General features: G+C 63.1%; 21 protein-coding genes. 7 read left to right on the top strand and 14 right to left on the bottom strand.

Going from position 1 to position 16,016, the window contains the following annotated elements; genetic code table 11:
- Window positions 1-228: 228 nt before the first annotated feature.
- A complete protein-coding gene (locus AC59GX_RS20030; protein WP_041394287.1) occupies window positions 229-417 on the bottom strand; it encodes a hypothetical protein in 189 nt (62 codons plus the stop codon).
- A 179-nt stretch (window positions 418-596) separates the two neighbouring features.
- On the opposite strand from AC59GX_RS20030, the gene AC59GX_RS20025 reads away from it, so the two are divergent.
- Window positions 597-812: a hypothetical protein gene (locus tag AC59GX_RS20025; protein WP_055763301.1), complete on the top strand. Its 216-nt coding sequence runs from the start codon at window positions 597-599 to the stop codon at window positions 810-812.
- Between the two features lie 56 nt (window positions 813-868).
- On the opposite strand, the gene arsH is transcribed toward AC59GX_RS20025, so the two are convergent.
- From arsH to AC59GX_RS19960, 13 genes are all read right to left on the bottom strand, one after another.
- The gene (gene arsH, locus AC59GX_RS20020) at window positions 869-1,627 is read right to left on the bottom strand and encodes an arsenical resistance protein ArsH (protein ID WP_055763304.1); all 759 of its coding nucleotides are present in this window, start codon (window positions 1,625-1,627) and stop codon (window positions 869-871) included.
- Entirely contained in the window at window positions 1,627-1,950 is a 324-nt protein-coding gene (locus tag AC59GX_RS20015) for a YnfA family protein (RefSeq protein ID WP_056421056.1), read from the bottom strand. Before AC59GX_RS20015 ends, arsH begins: the two co-directional genes overlap by 1 nt.
- Complete coding sequence (locus tag AC59GX_RS20010) at window positions 1,947-3,233, bottom strand: arsenic transporter (protein WP_055763311.1); 1,287 nt, start codon at window positions 3,231-3,233, stop codon at window positions 1,947-1,949. Before AC59GX_RS20010 ends, AC59GX_RS20015 begins: the two co-directional genes overlap by 4 nt.
- Entirely contained in the window at window positions 3,233-3,661 is a 429-nt protein-coding gene (gene arsC, locus AC59GX_RS20005; RefSeq protein WP_082445493.1) for an arsenate reductase (glutaredoxin), read from the bottom strand. Before arsC ends, AC59GX_RS20010 begins: the two co-directional genes overlap by 1 nt.
- Before the next feature lie 11 nt (window positions 3,662-3,672).
- Complete coding sequence (locus tag AC59GX_RS20000) at window positions 3,673-4,005, bottom strand: ArsR/SmtB family transcription factor (protein ID WP_055763316.1); 333 nt, start codon at window positions 4,003-4,005, stop codon at window positions 3,673-3,675.
- A 173-nt stretch (window positions 4,006-4,178) separates the two neighbouring features.
- On the bottom strand, window positions 4,179-4,622 hold the full coding sequence (locus tag AC59GX_RS19995; RefSeq protein WP_055763320.1) for a DUF411 domain-containing protein: 444 nt from the start codon (window positions 4,620-4,622) through the stop codon (window positions 4,179-4,181).
- 54 nt (window positions 4,623-4,676) lie between these two features.
- A complete protein-coding gene (locus AC59GX_RS19990; RefSeq protein ID WP_235516307.1) occupies window positions 4,677-5,066 on the bottom strand; it encodes a DUF305 domain-containing protein in 390 nt (129 codons plus the stop codon).
- Between the two features lie 36 nt (window positions 5,067-5,102).
- On the bottom strand, window positions 5,103-5,849 hold the full coding sequence (locus tag AC59GX_RS19985) for a PepSY domain-containing protein (protein ID WP_268795171.1): 747 nt from the start codon (window positions 5,847-5,849) through the stop codon (window positions 5,103-5,105).
- Window positions 5,846-7,057 carry a copper resistance protein B gene (locus tag AC59GX_RS19980; protein WP_055763326.1) on the bottom strand — a complete coding sequence of 404 codons (1,212 nt, stop codon included), beginning with the start codon at window positions 7,055-7,057 and terminating at the stop codon, window positions 5,846-5,848. Before AC59GX_RS19980 ends, AC59GX_RS19985 begins: the two co-directional genes overlap by 4 nt.
- A complete protein-coding gene (locus tag AC59GX_RS19975; protein ID WP_056405756.1) occupies window positions 7,054-8,991 on the bottom strand; it encodes a copper resistance system multicopper oxidase in 1,938 nt (645 codons plus the stop codon). Before AC59GX_RS19975 ends, AC59GX_RS19980 begins: the two co-directional genes overlap by 4 nt.
- 43 nt (window positions 8,992-9,034) lie before the next feature.
- Entirely contained in the window at window positions 9,035-9,628 is a 594-nt protein-coding gene (locus AC59GX_RS19970; protein WP_055763333.1) for an RNA polymerase sigma factor, read from the bottom strand.
- Complete coding sequence (locus tag AC59GX_RS19965) at window positions 9,625-10,065, bottom strand: periplasmic heavy metal sensor (RefSeq protein WP_055763336.1); 441 nt, start codon at window positions 10,063-10,065, stop codon at window positions 9,625-9,627. Before AC59GX_RS19965 ends, AC59GX_RS19970 begins: the two co-directional genes overlap by 4 nt.
- Complete coding sequence (locus AC59GX_RS19960) at window positions 10,062-10,334, bottom strand: hypothetical protein (RefSeq protein ID WP_055763369.1); 273 nt, start codon at window positions 10,332-10,334, stop codon at window positions 10,062-10,064. The genes AC59GX_RS19965 and AC59GX_RS19960 overlap by 4 nt, the downstream gene beginning before the upstream one ends.
- Window positions 10,335-10,456: 122 nt before the next feature.
- Here AC59GX_RS19960 and copC point away from each other — a divergent pair, with 122 nt between their 5' ends.
- The 6 genes from copC (at window position 10,457) to AC59GX_RS19930 (ending at window position 15,983) form a co-directional block, all read left to right on the top strand.
- Window positions 10,457-10,828 carry a copper homeostasis periplasmic binding protein CopC gene (gene copC / locus AC59GX_RS19955; RefSeq protein WP_055763339.1) on the top strand — a complete coding sequence of 124 codons (372 nt, stop codon included), beginning with the start codon at window positions 10,457-10,459 and terminating at the stop codon, window positions 10,826-10,828.
- Window position 10,829: 1 nt separating this feature from the next.
- Window positions 10,830-11,759: a copper homeostasis membrane protein CopD gene (copD, locus tag AC59GX_RS19950; RefSeq protein ID WP_055763342.1), complete on the top strand. Its 930-nt coding sequence runs from the start codon at window positions 10,830-10,832 to the stop codon at window positions 11,757-11,759.
- A gap of 126 nt (window positions 11,760-11,885) precedes the next feature.
- The gene (locus AC59GX_RS19945; RefSeq protein ID WP_082445487.1) at window positions 11,886-14,360 is read left to right on the top strand and encodes a heavy metal translocating P-type ATPase; all 2,475 of its coding nucleotides are present in this window, start codon (window positions 11,886-11,888) and stop codon (window positions 14,358-14,360) included.
- The gene (locus tag AC59GX_RS19940; RefSeq protein ID WP_055763348.1) at window positions 14,357-14,740 is read left to right on the top strand and encodes a MerR family DNA-binding protein; all 384 of its coding nucleotides are present in this window, start codon (window positions 14,357-14,359) and stop codon (window positions 14,738-14,740) included. Before AC59GX_RS19945 ends, AC59GX_RS19940 begins: the two co-directional genes overlap by 4 nt.
- A 235-nt stretch (window positions 14,741-14,975) precedes the next feature.
- Complete coding sequence (locus AC59GX_RS19935) at window positions 14,976-15,581, top strand: recombinase family protein (RefSeq protein ID WP_056421012.1); 606 nt, start codon at window positions 14,976-14,978, stop codon at window positions 15,579-15,581.
- A 3-nt stretch (window positions 15,582-15,584) separates the two neighbouring features.
- Window positions 15,585-15,983 carry a hypothetical protein gene (locus tag AC59GX_RS19930; protein ID WP_133032464.1) on the top strand — a complete coding sequence of 133 codons (399 nt, stop codon included), beginning with the start codon at window positions 15,585-15,587 and terminating at the stop codon, window positions 15,981-15,983.
- Window positions 15,984-16,016: the final 33 nt, after the last annotated feature.

Here is a 16,016-nt window from a genome sequence, read left to right as displayed (position 1 = left end):
GTCTTGGACCGATGATGATGACGTCGAGCTTCGTCGGCGTATCGAGGCCAGGCAGACTCTGGCGGTAATCGCACGCGAGATGGGCCGAACGATGGATGCGGTTCGGGGAAGAGCCTCAACCCTACGGGTAACTCTCCGCTCGTCACAGCGACCATGGCGCGACGGCGTGCCGCGGCGGGTAGATGTAGACTAGGAAAATAGGGGCGGCTGCCCGCCCCTATCCAGCTTTTAGCCGTGCTTCATGCCGCCCTTGGCATGATCGCAGCAGTCCGCGGCCTTGGCTTTTGCGCCATCCTTGCAGCAGTCCGCACCGTCCTTGCAGCACGCCATGTCGGCGCAGCAATTGGCGACAGCGGCGAATGCGCCAGTCGACAGGGTGAGGGCGAAGGCAGCGCTGATGAGCTTGAACTTGGTCATGATATTCTCCGAAATTTACGTGTGATGGTGTTCGACGTCACACGGTTTGCGGAGGGGGCGTGGCCGGAGCGTATGCCATGCCCAAAAGGCCCGTCTGTGGAGCTGGCCAAGGCGATAGATGGGAGGACGGAACCAGCCCGATATGCTCGACGGTTTCGCCGGCAACCGCAACGCACGGTATGGCGCAGGCCGACGCAGGTGCCTTTTTGATGGGAGCGCCTGCTGATTTGCTGGCGCAGTCCATCATCGCGGACGCAGCCGGAGGCGCGGCCATCGCCATCGTCTCGCAGAGCGGGCCAAGCCGGACCAGCAACATCACTGCCAGGACGAAAAACGCCATGGAACGCAATATCTTGGAGAATGGGCGAGCCCGGCGTTTCATTGGATGCATCTAGAAGCACACTCAGTGATGCACAATGTCGGAGGAGCGGTTCGCCACACTAAGAGAACTTTACTCGCCTTTCCGGTACGTTGGCGAGGTTGCGATGCTCGAAAGGTCCGTGGCGCTATCGATCGGCACATCTGCCTCCTTTCGCTCGGAATAGCGATCAACAAGCTGCGTGGTGTGCGGGCGTAGAAGGACCGTGAAGCGCACCAGCTCCTCCATCACATCCACGATCCGATCATAGTAGGCCGAAGGCTTCATTCGGTCGCTTTCGTCGAACTCCGCAAACGCCTTCGCGACGCTCGATTGGTTTGGGATCGTCACCATTCGCATCCAACGGCCGAGGACGCGCAGGGTGTTCACGCTGTTGAACGACTGCGATCCGGCCGACACCTGCATGACGGCAAGCGTGCGGCCCTGCGTCGGGCGCATCCCACCCATCGACAGCGGCAGGTGATCGACTTGCAGCTTCATGATGCCGGTGATCTGGCCGTGGCGCTCGGGGCTGCACCACACATGCCCCTCCGACCACATCGACAGTTCGCGTAGCTCGTGGACGGCCAGGTGATCGTCCCCCGTCACCTGATCGGGCAGCGGCAACGTCGAAGGATCGAAGATTCGCGTTTCGCAGCCGAAGAATTGCAGCAGGCGAGCGGCTTCCTCAACGCACAACCGCGAAAAGGACCGCTCCCGCAAAGAGCCGTAGAGCAACAGTATGCGCGGAGGTGGATCACCAGCGCCCAGCCCAAGGGCAGGACGATCGAGCGCATAGCGCCGATCAAGGGCGGGTAGATGATCGGGGTCAGAGAGGGCGCGAAGCGGCATCAGGCGGTCCTTGGGCCAAGCAGAATGATACAGGTGCCGATCAGGCAGAGTGTCGCTCCACCAGCGTCCCAGCGGTCGGGCCTCACCCCTTCGACAGCCCACAGCCAGATCAGCGATGCACAGATGTAGACGCCGCCATAGGCTGCATAGGCCCGCCCTGCTGCATCGTTGTCCACGCGTGTCAGCAGCCAGGCGAACAGCACAAGCGATACCACGCCCGGAGCCAGCCACAGGGGCGATTTGCCCAGCCGCAACCATGCCCAAAAGGCAAAGCAGCCTGCGATTTCCGCGAGCGACGCGGCCAGATATACGAGTGCCGTCATCCCATGCTGATCCTGATCGCGAGTGCCGCGAGCGTTACCAGCAGCACCGGAATCGTTAGCGTCGCGCCGACCTTGAAGTAATAGCCCCAGCCGATCCGAATGCCCTTTTGCCCGAGGACGTGCAGCCAGAGCAGCGTCGCGAGCGAGCCAATCGGTGTGATTTTCGGGCCAAGGTCGCACCCGATCACGTTGGCGTAAATCATGGCTTCCTTGATCGCGCCCGTGGCGTGCGTCGCGTCGATCGACAGCGCACCCACCAGAACGGTCGGCATGTTGTTCATCACCGACGACAGCAGCGCGGCAATGATCCCGGTGCCGAACGCCGCACCCCAAACGCCGCCTTGCGCGGTGCGATCGAGCAGGCCGGCAAGATGGTCGGTCAGTCCGGCATTCCGCAGGCCATAGACGACCAGGTACATGCCGAGCGAGAAGATCACGACCTGCCACGGCGCGCCGGCCAGCACCTTGCGCGTCTGGATGACATGGCCGCGCGCGGCGATGACCAGCAAGAGCACGGCACCGGCAGCAGCGACGGCGCTGACCGGCACGCCGATAGGTTCGAGCAAGAAGAAGCCGGCGAGCAGCAGGGCGAGGACGACCCAGCCCGCCTTGAATGTGGCATGGTCACGGATCGCATCAGCGGGCGCGCGGAGCTGCGCCACATCGTAGCTGGCGGGTATGTCGCGCCGGAAGAACAGCAGCAGCACGACCAGCGTCGCGGCGATCGACGCCAGATCGACCGGCACCATCACCGAGGCATAATCGGCAAAGCCGATCCGGAAGAAGTCGGCCGACACGATGTTGACGAGGTTGGAGACGATCAGCGGCAGGCTTGCGGTATCGGCAATGAACCCCGCCGCCATGACGAACGCCAGCGTCGCCTTGTCCTTGTATCCCAGGGCCCTCAGCATCGCGATGACGATCGGCGTCAGGATCAGCGCGGCGCCGTCATTGGCGAACAGCGCCGACACCGCCGCCCCGAGCAGGACGATCAGCACGAACAGCCGACGACCATGCCCCCCGCCCCAGCGCGCAACGTGGAGCGCCGCCCATTCGAAGAACCCGGCTTCATCGAGCAACAGGCTGACGATGATGATCGCGACGAACGTCGCGGTCGCGTTCCAGACGATGCCCCACACCACCGGCACGTCAGAGAGCGAAACGACCCCGACGAGTAGCGCGACGGCCGCGCCGCCTAGCGCGCTCCAGCCGATGCCCAGGCCCTTGGGCTGCCAGATGACGAGCGCGATCGTGACGACGAAGATAGCGAACGCGAGCAGCATCAGGCGATGCGCTGGCCCGAAGCATCCACAACCTGTTCGCCGTCTTCCTTGGCAAACGCGCCCTGTTGGGCATCAGGCAGCAGATCGAGGACCGCTTCGGACGGTCGGCACAGCTTCACGCCGAGCGGCGAGACGACCAGCGGCCGGTTAATGAGGACCGGATGCGCCATCATCGCGTCCACCAGCGTGTCGTCTGACAGCGCATCGTCACCAAGGCCCAGCTCCGCATAGGGCGTCCCCTTCTCGCGTAGCAGATCGCGGGGCGTGATCCCGGCGCGGTCGATCAGCTCGACCAGCAACACGCGCGAGGGTGGGGTTTTCAGATATTCGATGACGTGCGGCTCGATGCCAGCATTGCGGATCATCGCCAGCGTGTTGCGCGACGTGCCGCACTCGGGGTTGTGATAGATCACGATATCGACGGCCACGGGGCGTCCTTTCAGCAGCAGGGGGTGAGTTCGGCCAGGAGCGGCGCACACAGTTCAGGCGAGCCGGCACAGCAATCCTTGACGAGGAACAGCGTTAGCGCGCGCAGCCCGTCTAGATCGGCACGGTAAATAATCGACCGGCTATGCCGTTCCGAGCGCACGATGCCGGCGCGCGCGAGAATGCCGAGGTGCGCGGACATGGTGTTCTGCGGCACGTCGAGCTGACGGGCAATTTCACCCGCCGCCATGCCGTCCGGTTCGTGGCGAACCAGCAGGCGAAACACGTCGAGGCGTGTGCCTTGCGCGAGCGCACCAAGCGCAATGATAGCCGAATCGTTATCCATGCATCCGGCATAGCGGATATGTTAAGTTATGAAAGCTCTCACGATCTTCAAACCACTATCGATTCCGACAACGCCCTGCACCGACATGAAAGCGGCAGGCGTAAAGACCATGCCGGCCACGACATGTCGGGCATGAAAAGTAAATGGGAGGGAGGCGTCCGCGCCTCCCTCTTTTAATGGCGGGCGAACACCTTGCGTCCGGTTGGTCCGAACGCGATCACCTCATAGGGCTGTGCGTTCATGCCCGGCATTTCCATGCCAGGTGATCCCACCGGCATACCCGGCACGGCAAGCCCGTTTACGCCTTTGGGATGCTGGGCAAGCACCCGTTTCATGTCGGCAATCGGTACATGGCCCTCAAATGCCATACCGTCGACTACCGCGGTGTGACATGAACTGAGGTCGGCGGGGACACCCATCTTGCGCTGAAGCACATCGCGGTGAGCGTCATCGATGATCTGCACGTTGCGCCCGAACTGCTGACGGACCTGCTTGGCCCACTGCTCGCAACAGCCGCACCCTGGATCGCGGTGCATGGCAATGCTGTTCGCCGCTAAGGCCACAGCCGGGGTCATCATCGCTGCGGCGACGATCGCACTCCGGATCGTAAACTTCATTGCTAAACTCCTTTGGTGAAGCCCCGCCCGGGGGCGGGGTTCCTGCCAGCGGCCTTATTGGGCGCGCTTGCCATGCGACTTGAGCCAGCCCTGAAGCTCGGCGATGTCCTTTTCCTGCTTCGTAATGGTCATCTGCGCCATCCGCTTCGTGTCGGCATCCTTCGCGTCCCGAAGCGCCACGCGCGACATGGTAACGGCTCCACGATGATGTTCGATCATCTTGCGGGTCCACATCTCCGATGCGTCTCCCTGCTTCGCGGCCATCATCTTCTGATGCATGTCCATCTCGGATGCGGCGTAAGGATTGCCCGGATCATTCATCATCTTGGAATGATCCATTCCCTGCATCTGGCTATGATCCATGCCCGCCATGCTGCTCTGTGCGGCAAGCGGACTGGCGGCGAGCGCTGCGGCTAACATGCCGATCGTGGTAATGGTCTTCATAGTCGTTCTCCCGAGGTATCCCCCACCTAGAGAGAGTTACGCGGCAACGTCGTGCACCCCTTGGACTTTTCTTTGCCTGCGGCGCGGCCAGCGCATGTAGAGCAGCACCACGCCTGCCACCGCAAGGGCTAGCCCCCCAGCTGCAAATGCCATCATCCAAGGGGTGTTGAAGTTCTCATGGTTTTTCCAGTCCATGATGTGGAGGCCCCAGAAAAAATCATAGAGCCGCCACGTACCCGTTCGGACACCGACAATCCTACCGTTCTCCGGTGACACGAACACGCGCGTCGTCTCGGCGTCCTCGAACTCCACACGCCAGACCGGCAGTTTGCCACGAAACTCCGTGCTCGCTGTTCGAGCAAACATGACGGACGCAACAGGGACACCGGGGCCGCGATATGCCGCGCGTGCAACTCGTAGCGCAAAGGGCGCATCGATACGCTGCATCGGCAAACCGGTCCGGGCGTCGTGCATCCGGACCGTGCCGTTAGCCATCGTCAACTCGGCGACGGGTTGTCCGAACAAGGTCGTGTAGCGCAGTTCGCGCACCGGGCCGGGGGCAGCGCCCAACACCGATGCCGGGGAAGCAAACTCCTGAGCCGGATCGATCGTCGCCGTGTTCTCGCGTGCAACGAGGTGTTCTCCTCGTACCCGCTCGATCGGCAGGATGCTCATCAACAAGCCGCTGGAGAACCAGAGCAGTAGCTGCACCCCGATAATCAGTGCCAGCCAGCGATGAAGCTTGCTGGCACCGACATGAAGGCGGAGCCTGCCGCTCCTCAGAACCAGGTCCTCACGCCGGCAACGAAGCTGAAGCCGCCCGTGTCATCACCGCGTGCTCTCGTGAAGCGTGCCGTGTCGCCGAATTGCCTTTCCCACGACACGCCGATGTAGGGCGCAAACTCACGCGACTTTTCGTAGCGCAGCCTGAGCCCGAGTTCGAGGTCCGTAAGCCCCGATCCGATGCCGTCCTGGCGCACGTCTTGGGCTGCAAAGTTGGCTTCCACGCGAGGCTGAAGGACGAAGAATTGTGTCACTCGCTCGTCGTACCATGCCTCGGCTCGGCCAAGCACGTCGCCCTTGTCAGAAAGGAACAGTGCCCCCTCGACGTCGAACCAATAGGGCGCAAGCCCCTCGATCCCGACCGTCGCGTAGGTGCGAGAAGGGTTCGGCTTGAAGTCGTAGCGGACGCCCGCCTGAAGGTTCCAATAGGGATCGAGCGCACGGCTGTAGAGCGCCTGCACCTCGGCCGCTTCGAGCGGTTTGCCAAATGTGCCCTCGCCTTCGCTCTTCAGGGTGAGACGGTTGATGTCTCCCCCGATCCAAGCCTCGCCATCCCATCGATAGCCGTCCCCGCCTTTGCGCGCCTGATACTCGGCAAGGTTGAAGAGCACTTGGTAGTAGGTCATTCCGCCATGCTCGCGGCGCAGGTCGCGGTTGGCATCGCTCATGGCTGCCTCGCCGTAATAGCGAGACGCTGCCAGCACCGGAGATGGTGCAGGCGCGGGCGCATTGCCCGGCTTCAGGTCTGTACCGACAGGCACGGTCGCCATTCCCGGCATTGAAGACATGTCATGCTGCGTTGGCTGGCCGGGTGCCATATCCATGCCGGGCATCGCCGACATATCATGGCCGGTGTGCTCGCCTGTTGCGGTAGCCGGAGCAGGGTTCATGCCTGACATTTGGGACATGTCGTGGCCGGCGTGCGGATCGGCCGCGTTCGCACCGCTCATGTCCATGCCGGGCATCGTGTGTTCGGCATGTGGATCGGCTGCAGGCTTGGAGGGACGCTTTGCCGGGACCTTCCTAGTCGCTGCCTTCTTGGCAGGGGCCCGCTTTGTGGCCGGTCTCGATCTAGCGGTCGGTTTTTTCGCCGGCATTTTCATGCCCGGCATGCTCATGCCCGGCATCATTGAATGGTCCATCGTCTGCGCCGTGGCAGGTGCCGTGGCGACCAGCGCGCCGATCCCGGCGAGAAGCAGCGCCTTCATGCCGCCTCTCCCTTCGCCGAACGGACCTGGACGACCTGCATCATGCCCGCGTGCATGTGGTAGAGCATGTGGCAGTGGAATGCCCAATCGCCCTCGTTGGCGGTCACGTCCCAACTGACCTTGCCCCCCGGTTGGACCATGACGGTATGCTTTCTCGGGCTGTACGCGCCGTGCCCCGTCACCAATTCGAAGAAGTGGCCGTGCAAGTGGATCGGGTGGCCCATCATCGTGTCGTTGACCAGCGTGACGCGGACGCGCTCGCCAGCAAGAAATGGGATCGGTGCCTTCACCTCGGACAGCTTTTCACCGTCGAGCGCCCACATGTAGCGTTCCATGTTGCCGGTAAGGTGGATCTGCACCTCGCGCGACGGCGCGCGCAGATCGGGATTGCGATCGACCGCGACCAGATCGCGGTAATTCAGCACACGATGCCCGACATTCTCCAGACCCTGACCGGGGTCGCCGGTACGATCCATCGGCATCGGCGAGATGGTCTGGACACCCGGCCCCTTCTTCACGCCCGGCGCTTTCGAAAAGTCGCGCATGTTCATGTCCATGCCCGCCATGCCGCCCATTGCCATACCACCTGCGGCGTCGGGCGCACCTGCCATGCCTGGCATCGTAGCACCCGACTGCATCGCGCCGTGATCCATCCCGGCCATTCCGCCCGCGCCGGCACCGGCAGCACCGTGGTCCATCTGCGCGTGGTCCATCGCAGCGGCGGGCTTTTCAGCCGTGGCCATTGATCCGTGATCCATTCCAGGCATGCCACTATGGTCCATGCCCTGCATCGAACCGCCGCCCGACATATCCATGTTCATGTCCATCCCCATGTCCTTCATGGTGGCGACAGGGCGCTTGCGAAGTGGAGGGACTTCAGCGGCCATGCCTTCGCGGGGGCTTAGCGTTGCGCGCGCCATGCCGGACCTGTCCACGCTCTCACCGACCAGCGTGTAGGCGCGCTCGTCCGATGGAGTGACGATCACGTCGTAGGTCTCGGCCACGCCGATCTGGAACTCGTCGACCTCAACGGGACGGACGTTGAGGCCGTCCGCCTGGACAACGCTCAGCTTCAACCCCGGAATCCGGACGTTGAAGGTCGTCATCGCGGACGCATTGATGACACGCAGCCGCACCCGCTCGCCCGGCCTGAACAGCCCCGTCCAATTGTCCTGCGGCCCATGCCCGTTGACGAGATAGGTGTAGTTTGAACCCGTCACGTCGGCGACGTCGGTCGGGTCCATCCGCATCTTGCCCCAATCGAGGCGATCCTTGAGCGGCTGGTCCTCGCCCTTGAGCAGGCCGGCGAGCGTCTGCTGCTGCCGGTTGAAATAGCCCGACTGCTTCTTGAGCTTCATGAAGATGCGATGCGGGTGGAGCTGGCTGTGGTCGGACAGCACGATAACGTGCTCGCGATCCGACTGGATCGGGTCAACGCCCTTGGGGTCGATCACGATGGGGCCGTAGAGCCCCATCTGCTCCTGCAACCCGGAATGGCTGTGATACCAATAGGTGCCGGCCTGCACGATCGGGAACTCGTAGGTGAAGGTCGTGCGCTTATCGATGCCGGGGAAGGCAACGCCCGGCACGCCGTCCATCTGGAACGGCACGATCAGGCCGTGCCAGTGCAACGAGGTCTGCTCATCAAGACCGTTCTCGACATGCAGCCGCACGGTCTGACCTTCCCGCAGCCGGATCAGCGGTGCGGGCACAGTGCCGTTAATGCCGATGGCGTGGCTCTGCCGTCCGTCGATCATCATCATCTGGTGCGCGACCCGGAGCCGGATTTCATCACCCGATACAGTAGGCAGCGGCTTCACAATACCAGCGGAAACAGGCTGCGCCCATGCCGGCATATATGCCGACAGCGCAACACCGCCTCCTGCAAGAGTGGCACCGCGCAGCAATTGGCGGCGGTCTAGAACGCGCGACATGGTAGCTCCTTGGGATTGAGCCGCTGCCGGCCCGTCTCACCTCTTACGCGTCCCGTGCGCCTACCCCTTGGTTCTCTTTCAAATTTTCGGCGAGGCGCGCGCGAGCCCGATATAGCCTGGTTTCGACCGCCTTCTGGCTGATCCCCAATACATCGGCCGTTTCCGCCTGGCTCAAACCCTCGATCGTGCGGAGCACCAACGGTTCTTTGAGATTCATCGGCAAGGTCGCGATGGCGCGCGTCACTTTGGCAAGTTCCTGCCGATCGGCTGCTGCGTCATCGATTGCTACCTGATCGTCCGCGATCGTCTCGGCCTGTTCGTCGAGCGGTGCGGCAAAGGAGAAAAACCGACGGACCGCGCGCTTCCTTGCCCAATCCCGGCATTTGTTGACGGCGATCGTAGAAAGCCATGCTTTCATCGCCCGCTGTGTATCGTAGCGCGGCATCGCCTGATGCGCCGCGACAAACGTCTCTTGAACCAAATCGAGCGCTTCGTCGGCCTCGCCGACAAAGGCGCGCGCGAGCCGGAATATAGGCTGACGATAGCGACGCATGATTTCGGAGAATGCCGCTTGTCGGCCAGCGATGCTGAGCGTCGCCAGTTCGCCGTCGGACAGGGTGGTCCAATCGAGGCTCACCCTTGGTCGTCGGTGAGCGCCTTCACCACCGCAGCATCGAATTGGGGGGTCTGATCCGGGCGCAAAAGCTGCCGCATGGCGAAGATATGCGCCAACGTTGCCTTCTGTAACTCGCCCATCGCCGCATGACTCTGATCGACCGCGGCGGTCACCTTGGGGCCGTTGCCATGCTCGGTCTCAATGGCCTCGGCTAGCCGTGCATTGTCCGCGCGCATTTCCAATTCCAGCGCGTGGCGTTGCACCGCGAACCGGTCCTCTAGGCTTTTCAGCCGGGCCTGCTGATTGCCATCAAGCGCCAGCTTATGGTGCAGGACCTCGTGCAAGGCGGTGCCCGGTTGCTTAGGCTGGGGCAGCAACACGCGCGCAAGAAATACGCCTGCGATAGCCGCGAGGAAGGCCAGTACAACGCAGACGATAAGCCGCTTGGTCGATGTCATGGCTCACCAATCAGCAAGACCGATGGCGCCAGTGGTGATGCGCCCCCGAGCGGCGAAAGCGACACCGCAGGGCTGGCGGTCGCCGGAAGTTCCGCGCCAACCATGCCGATCGCGAGCGCTGCGACCATCACGCCCCCGACGCCCAATCCGGTCAACCGTGCGACGGGCTGCGCACCGATGCGTGCGAACACCTGCGCTTCGATCCCGTCCAGCGATGCCGGCACGGGTGCGCCCGCGAGCCTCGCCAATGTTCTGTCTAGATCGTCCATGCTGTCCACTCCGCGCCTCTACCACTTGTTACGCAGCGATGCCCATCACCCCTCGACTTCCGTCATGAGGGGCGAGCGGCCGGGCCGCGTAGAACAGGCACGAACCTGATCGGAGTATTCCCATGCGTCGCGTCTTCCTTCCTACCGCTGTCGTCCTTCTCGGCCTTGCCGGAGCCGCCCAGGCCCATCCCAAACTCGTATCCGCATCCCCGGCACCGAATGCGATGGTCGCGAAGCCCGCCAATGTCACACTGCGCTTCAGCGAGAAGCTGATGCCCAAGTTTTCCGGTGCGGATCTGATGATGACCGGGCATGGCGGCATGACGCACGCACCAATGAAAGTCGTCGGGACCGCAACTGTCGGCTCGGACGGTCGCACCCTCGTCGTCACGCCCAAGTCGCCGCTCGGCGCGGGTAGCTATAAGCTTGCCTGGCATGTGGTCTCGACCGACACACACCGCATCACCGGAAACTACGCCTTCACGGTGAAGTAAGGTGGAAGCCGACTGGCCGCTGATCGCGGTTCGCTTCGCGCTTTACGTGACGCTGAGCGGGCTGTTCGGCCTCTCGGCATTCGGCCTCTACGGGTTGAAGGTCGGTGAGCGCGGCAACGCGCTTGCCTTCCGCCCTTGGCTGTTCGGGACCGGGCTTCTCGCCCTGCTATTCTCCGGCATAGCGGTCGCGCTGCTCGCAGCCGCGATGGCAGGTGCACCTCCGTGGCCGATCGATCGGGAAGCAGTCGGAATGCTGCTCTCTGACTCCGCAACGGGCACGGCATGGAAAGTACGCATGATCGCGCTCTTGGTGGCGTCTATCGCTGCCCTAATAGCGGCGCGGCGCACGATGCCGCTTGGCTTGGTCGCCATCTTTTCCGGCGTCGCTCTCGCAACGCTCGCCTGGACGGGGCACGGGGCGATGGACGAAGGCGCGACCGGGTGGGTGCATCTGGCGGCCGATATCCTCCATCTCCTGAGCGCTGGTGCGTGGGTGGGAGCGCTGCTCGGGCTTGGGCTGCTGGTGACACGACCAGCGCGGCGCACCGATGCCGCCCACCTCGCACTGACCTATCGAGCGCTGCACGGGTTCGGTCTGACCGGCACGATTGTCGTCGGTACGATCGTCATCACCGGCCTCATCAACGCTTGGCTGTTGGTTGGCCTTGGCAATCTCCCGACCCTCGGCACGACGGTCTACGGCAGGCTCTTGATCGCCAAGCTTGTGCTGTTGGGTGGGATGCTCGGACTCGCTTCGCTTAACCGCTTCCGCTTTACACCGGCATTCGAACGATCGGTGTCAGCAGGCGATTATAAAGGCGCGCTGCGAACCTTGCGAACAAGTCTTGCAGTCGAGGCTTCGTGCGTGGTCGCGATCCTCGTGCTGGTAGGTTGGCTCGGCACGCTCGAACCCCCTGCGTCGGCCATGTAGCTATTGGTTTGAGGGCAATCGAGCTTTGCGACGTAATTTAATTAGGTGCCGTGAGTCGTTGGAAGGGGGGCTTGACCCTGACACGGTGTCAGACCCTACATGCTCTCGGGTTGAAGGAGTTTTTCTATGAACGACCCTGATTTCCACGCCCATTTGGCCGGGGGCTGCGGGTGCTCGAACAAGCAAGCTGATAAAGCTGCTGCGATCGAGCGCGAGGCGGGCGCGTCCTGCTGCTCGTCCTCCAAATCTCCGGCTGTTCCACAAGCTGCCAAGGAAGGATGCTGCTCAGGGAAAGCGGGCGGAGAACCTTCTGCCACAGTGACCGACCCGGTATGCGGCATGACCGTTGATCTGGCAAAAACAGCGCACCATGCCGAGCATGCCGGGCACGAGTATCATTTCTGTAGTGCAGGGTGTCGAACCAAGTTCGTCGCTGACCCTGATGCCTACCTTGGGGCCAAGCCAAAGCCCGAGCCGGTGGCAACCCCGGGAGCGATGTGGACGTGCCCCATGCACCCTGAGATTCGTCGGGAAGGGCCGGGAACGTGCCCCATTTGCGGCATGGCCCTCGAACCGGAAGAGCCGTCGCTCGATGACGGTCCCAATCCAGAACTAGTCGATTTCACCCGGCGTTTGTGGGTAGCAGGAGCGCTCACCGTTCCGCTGCTCATTGTTTCGATGTTCGCCGAGATGTTTGGGCTCCATGTTGTTAGCCCTACCGCTTCGCCTTGGGTCCAACTCGCACTCACTGCGCCAATTGTGCTGTGGGCGGGATGGCCGTTTTTCGAGCGGGGGTGGATGTCGCTTCGCACCCGCCATCTGAATATGTTCACGCTGATCGCGATCGGCGTCGGTGCGGCATTCCTCTACAGCCTGGTCGCAACACTCGCGCCCAGCATCTTCCCTGCGACGTTCCGGATGCACGGGGGCATGGTCCCAGTCTATTACGAAGCTGCCGGCGTCGTCGTGACACTGGTGTTGCTCGGACAGGTTCTCGAATTGCGCGCCAGAGCGGCGACTGGCCGCGCGATACGCGCCCTCATGGACCTCGCTCCCAAGACAGCGCGACGGTTGCGGTCTGACGGGTCAGAGGAAGAAGTCAGCCTTGCCGACGTGGCAACCGGAGATCGGTTGCGGGTCCGCCCCGGCGATGCGATCCCGGTCGATGGCGTGGTGGTCGAGGGTCGCTCCTCGGTCGATGAATCCATGCTCACCGGCGAGCCGGCCCCCGTCCTCAAGGAAGTCGATGCCGCAGTCACGGGGGGGACGGTGAACGGCACGGGCAGCCTCGTTATGGAAGCCGGCGCGGTCGGTTCGGACACGATGCTGGCGCGCATCGTCCGCATGGTCGCGGAAGCGCAGCGCAGCCGTGCCCCGATCCAGGCGGTCGCCGACCGGGTATCGGGCTGGTTCGTACCTTTGGTCGTGCTGATCTCGGTCGCGACCTTCGTGGTGTGGTCGCTGGTCGGTCCCGAGCCACGCATGGGTCACGCCCTTCTTAATGCGATCGCCGTGCTGGTGATCGCCTGCCCGTGCGCGCTCGGGCTCGCGACCCCTATGTCGATTATGGTTGGCACCGGCCGCGGCGCGCAGGCCGGCGTGCTCGTCAAGAATGCCGAAAGCCTACAGGCACTCGATAAGGTCGATACGCTGGTCATCGACAAGACGGGCACGCTAACGGAAGGCAAGCCGTCGCTGGTCGCGATCGAGGCAACCGGCACCGTTGGAGAGAACGACATGCTCGCGCTCGCTGCGGCTGTCGAAGGACAGTCCGAACACCCGCTAGCCCACGCGATCGTCGTCGCCGCCAAGGAACGCGGATTGCAACTCGCCACGGTCGCAGACTTCGCTTCGCAGACCGGCATGGGTGTCAGTGCCACGGTTGGCGGCCGATCGGTGGTGATCGGCAATGCCGCACAAATGAGCCGGGTCGGTGCCGATCCCCAGTCACTCGACGCTTCGGCCGATCGCCATCGGAGCGAGGGAGCCGGCGTCATCCTGATCGCGATCGACGGCGCACTCGCGGGCTTGCTCGCGGTTGCTGACCCGGTGCGCCCTTCGGCGCGCGACGCCATCGCGGCTCTTCGCAAGGAAGGTCTGCGCGTTATCATGCTGACGGGCGACAATCGCGGGACGGCCGATGCGGTTGCGCGCGCCGTGGGCGGCCTGGACGATGTACGCGCCGATCTGCGACCGGAAGATAAGGCGCGGATCATCGGCGAATTGAAAGCTGATGGTGCCAAGGTTGCAATGGCCGGCGACGGTATCAACGACGCCCCGGCGCTGGCCGCTGCCGACGTTGGGCTCGCGATGGGGACGGGAACCGACGTAGCGATAGAAAGCGCGGGCATGACGCTCACACGCGGCGATCTTTCGGCGATCGTGCGCGCGCGCAAGCTCGCCCGTGCGACGATGCGGAACATTCGGCAGAACCTGTTCTTCTCATTCCTGTTCAACGGGGTCGGCGTGCCCGTCGCGGCCGGCGTGCTCTACCCCGTTGCCGGCATCCTTCTGTCACCAATGCTGGCTGGCGCTGCGATGGCCCTCTCTTCCTTCACCGTCGTGCTCAACGCGCTGCGTCTGAACACGGTGAAACTATGAACATCGGGGCGGCGTCGGAGGCCAGCGGCGTCTCGCAACGCATGATCCGCCACTACGAGAAGATCGACCTTGTGCCCGCACCGCTCCGGCGCGGGAGCTACCGGGATTATTCGGAAGTGGACATTCATCGGCTGCGGTTCATCGCCAACGCGCGAGACCTTGGGTTTCCAATCGAGGAGATCCGCACGCTACTCGGCTTGTGGTCGGATCGGGATCGGTCGAGCGCCGAAGTTAAGGCGCTGGCGAAAGCGCGCGCTGCCGAGCTGGGCCGCAAGGCGCGCGCGTTGAAAGCTATGCAATTGGCGCTGATCGACTTGGTTGAGCGCTGTCACGGCGATGATCGCCCGGAGTGCCCAATTATCGAAAGCCTCGCTGAATAATCCGATCGAGCGCGGCGCTTAGCGTGCCGCGCTCTACCGCCTGTGGGCGTTCGCAAGCGGTTCTAGTGTTCTCCCTTCTCGTGTGAAAACGGCTTTTGGGAAAGATCTATCGTTCCCAAAAGACCATCGTTTTCGAGGAAGCTTTGTGTCAAAACCGAACGGTTTTGACACCGCCACCCTGCCCTAGCGTTTTCAAGGGTTTGCAGGTGTCACAACCCCGTGCCAGAATAAATGCATGGAAATCGGCTATGCCCGCGTGTCCCGAGGTGACTCCCAGGACATAGACCCGCAGCTTCGCGCGCTCCGCGATGCTGGGTGCGATGCGATCTATAGCGAGGAGGCATCGGGTGGGCAGGCCGACCGCCGCGAGCTGGCGCGCGCGATCGGTGCGTTGGAGGCCGGCGACGTACTGGTGGTGTGGAAACTCGACCGGCTGTCCCGATCCCTCCGCGACCTTTTGTTCACGCTGGAAGCGATCACCGCAGCCGGTGCGGGTTTCCGGTCGCTGACCGAGGCGATTGACACCACCACCGCACCCGGCCGGCTGATGACGCAGATGCTTGGCGCGTTCGCCGAGTTCGAGCGCGCCATGATCCGCGAGCGGACCATGAACGGGCTGGCGCACGCGCGCAGCGCCGGGCGGCGCCTTGGACGCCGGCCAAGCCTAACAGGGCCGCAGCGCGCTGAGATCATCGCCAAGGTGGAATCCGGCCAGGGCTCCCCCGCCCAGCTCGCGAGCCTGTTCCGCGTATCGCGCTCGACAGTGCAGCGCGTGTTACGCGATTATAGAGCGCGTCAGGAAACGGCCGACGCAGTTTTGCTGAGCATGCAGGCAAGCTAAGGCATGGCCGCAGCTCCACCCCACTACCCTGGTTTAACGCTTGGGCCGCTGCCTGTCGGACGCATCAACGCCCGGCTGGGAACTAACCTCGTGCCCGGCTCGGTCACGGTGAGCAAAGCAGCGCATGCTCATATCGCGATCGATCATCCATTGGAGTACGCGGACATAATGGCCGCCCTTCCTGGTCTAATCGCCAATCCAGCGTTCATCGGCCAAGACCCCAAGCACCCGCACGCTTTTTACTTGCTGGACGCGCTGCAAACAGCAGTCGGCTCTTTTGCGATGGTTGCGATCGGCTTCAGCTTGTCACCCGGCGGCACCTATCAGGTAAAGAGCGCTTATGGCTTAAAGGCGTATCAGTTCACCAGTCGCGTGAAGGCGGGTCGTGTGGTGGCGTTATAACGAAAAAGGGGAGAGCGTGAGCCCTCCCCAAAG

The organism is Sphingomonas sp. 320_CC (genome assembly GCF_059691795.1).
Note: the sequence above shows the minus strand (reverse complement) of the source record. Positions and strands in the feature narration are given on the sequence as shown.